General features: G+C 63.4%; 3 protein-coding genes. All 3 read right to left on the bottom strand.

What is annotated here, in order from left to right; genetic code table 11:
* A partial coding sequence (locus I73_RS31430; protein ID WP_159105851.1) for a DUF1302 family protein occupies positions 1 to 500 on the bottom strand: 500 nt, incomplete at its 3' end.
* A 280-nt stretch (positions 501 to 780) separates the two neighbouring features.
* A complete protein-coding gene (locus I73_RS06015) occupies positions 781 to 2,004 on the bottom strand; it encodes an acyl-CoA dehydrogenase family protein (protein ID WP_022979789.1) in 1,224 nt (407 codons plus the stop codon).
* Positions 2,005 to 2,022: 18 nt separating this feature from the next.
* Complete coding sequence (locus I73_RS26270; protein WP_051049068.1) at positions 2,023 to 2,571, bottom strand: SDR family NAD(P)-dependent oxidoreductase; 549 nt, start codon at positions 2,569 to 2,571, stop codon at positions 2,023 to 2,025.
* Positions 2,572 to 2,681: the final 110 nt, after the last annotated feature.

The following is a 2,681-nucleotide window of genomic DNA, read 5'->3' as shown; positions in this document are numbered from 1 at the left end:
TAGTAGCGCTTGACGGAACGGGCATAGCGGCCATCCGGGTAGCCATTGAAAGTGGAGTACGGCAGGCCGGTCACCGGTTCCACCCCGGGATTGTTTTCCGGAACTTTCCCTTCATAGGCCTGGTCGTACCAAGCAGCACCCGACAGGTGCAAACCGAAGTCCTTTTTGTAGGCAAGGTCCAGTTGCGTCAGAAGATCCAGGCGATTCGTGACGATGTCGCCGCGACCGAATGCATAGTCAGATGACTGACTGCCGGTCGAATTCGAGATCGCTGCATTGCGGCCCTGCGCTCGCACGCCGATGTTGTAGCGAACATCAGTGTCCAGTCGAAGGCTCAGATCAGGATTTCCTGTGTCGAGCTCCATGGCGTGGACATGCCCAACCGTGGCGAGCCCGACCGCCGCCGCAGCAGCAAGCTTCCACGAGCGACGACTGGAGGGAGCATGCTCGGCGTGTCCGCCATCTTCGGTGGTGGGAGCAGACAAGGCGCTGGTAATCATGAGGCAGATCCTCTTTGTTGGATGAACTACACGTGGAACAGGCTCGACTGACTTGTCTGCTGCCATGAGGCGGCGACTTGCTTGATAGGCGGAAAGTCTCTTCCTCACGTCTGCCCGTCACAATGGCGACGCGGCACCGCTGGGTTGACTGTGGCGAACAAAGTTCGCCGGGTGCATGGCCCGCCTCCTGGAGCCCGCCCTGATCCTCTGGACGGGCGACGAGGATCGGGCCTCGCCTCGGCGAAGAACGCGGCAAGACAGGCCCTCCGCGTGTAGCGGATCAACTGCGATTGCCGCAGTATTCCGAGATCTTCAGCTTGCCGAGCTGTGCCAGGTGAACCTCGTCAGGGCCGTCGGCGATGCGCAGGTAGCGGTTGGTCGTGAACATGTGGGCGATCGGCGTGTCGTCGCTCACGCCCATGCCGCCGTGAACCTGCAGCGCGCGATCCGTCACGGTCTGCGCCATCTGCGGCGCGACGATCTTGATGGCGGCGATCAGGTCCCTTGCTCCCTTGTTGCCGTAGCGGTCCATGTGATCCGCCGCCTTCAGAGTCAGCAGGCGAGCCTGCTCGATCTCGCAGTAGGACCGCGCGATGTCCTGGTGGATGCTGCCCTGGTCGGACAGCTTCCTTCGAAACGCCACGCGCGAATCCGCGCGGCGAACCATGAGCTCGAGCGCACGCTGAGCCTGGCCGATGGAGCGCATGCAGTGGTGGATGCGGCCCGGCCCGAGGCGGCCTTGTGCAATCTCGAAGCCGCGGCCCTCGCCCAGGATGAGATTCTCACGCGGCACGCGGACGTTCTCGAACTTGAGTTCGCATTCGCCAAAGGGCGAGTGCTTCGATCCAAACACCGTGGTATCTCGCACGATGGTGATGCCCGGTGTGTCGGGCTCGACGAGAATGATCGAGTGCTGCTGGTGCTGAGGGTTGTCGAGGAGCGTCTTTCCCATCACCAGATAGATCCTGCACTGCGGATGCCTGGCGCCTGAGATCCACCACTTTCGCCCGTTGATGACGTAGTCGCTGCCGTCCCGCAGAATCGTCAGCTCAAGATTGGTCGCATCGGAGGATGCGACCTGCGGCTCGGTCATCACATAGCTGGAGCGGATCTCGCCGGCCAGCAGCGGCCTGAGCCAGCGTTCCTGTTGCTCGGGGCTGCCGTACTTGGCCAGCACTTCCATGTTGCCGGTATCCGGCGCTGCGCAGTTGAAGACCTGCGAGGCGAAGGGCACGCGTCCCATGATTTCCGCCAGCGGCGCGTACTCGAGGTTGTGCAGGCCGGGACTGAACCGGCCGTACTCGTGGGGCAGGAACAGGTTCCACAGGCCTGCATTTCGAGCGGCTTCCTTGAGCGATTCCATCTTCGGCCATTCCTGCCACAGATGGACCGGGTCGTGCACGAACTCGTTGTAGTCCTGCTCATTGGGGTAGATGTACGCATCCATGAACGCCTCCAGGCGTGCGATGAGTGCGCGGACCTTTTCGGAATGCTGGAAATCCATCTCTAGTGCCTTGCAGGTTCAGAGGCTCGCTCCACCGTCCACCACGAGCGTATGGCCGACGACGTAGGAAGCGAGGGGCGATGCGAGGAAGAGGGCGGCGCCCGCCATGTCCTGGGGCAGCCCGAGGCGGCCGGCCGGAATCGTGGCGATGACAGCCTCGCGTCGCTTCGGGTGTTCCGTCATCACCTTCGTGAGCTTGGTGTCGACCAGCCCGGGCGCCAGACCGTTGACCCGGATGCCTTCTCCGGACCACGCCTGCGCCAGCGACTTCGTGAGGCTGATGGCGCCGGCCTTGGAGGCGCCGTAGGCCGGGTTGCCGACGCTGCCCCTCAGGCCGGATACCGAACTGACGATGGTCAGCGTGCCGGATCGCAGCTTCAGCGCTGATTTGAAGTGGCGCGCGCAGTGCATCAGGCTGTCCAGGTTGACGCGCACGACCCGTTCCCAGCCCTCGCGCTCGAACTCGCTCCGGTTGTAGGCGACGATCCCCTGGCACAGCACCAGCGCGTCGATGCCCTCGAAGGGCGAACGCGCCGCTGCGATGGCCTCGGGAACCCCGACATCCACCTGGCTGTATCCAAGACCTGAGAGGTCCGATCTTTCACATCGAGATAGTCCTGCACGGTCGCGCGCGGTCCCCAAACATGGACGCGCGCGCCGCGCGCGCGAAAGGGCTG

It is taken from the genome of Ideonella sp. B508-1 (genome assembly GCF_000333615.1).
Classification (GTDB): Bacteria; Pseudomonadota; Gammaproteobacteria; order Burkholderiales; family Burkholderiaceae_C; genus Ideonella.
This window is presented reverse-complemented; position numbering and strand designations above follow the sequence as displayed.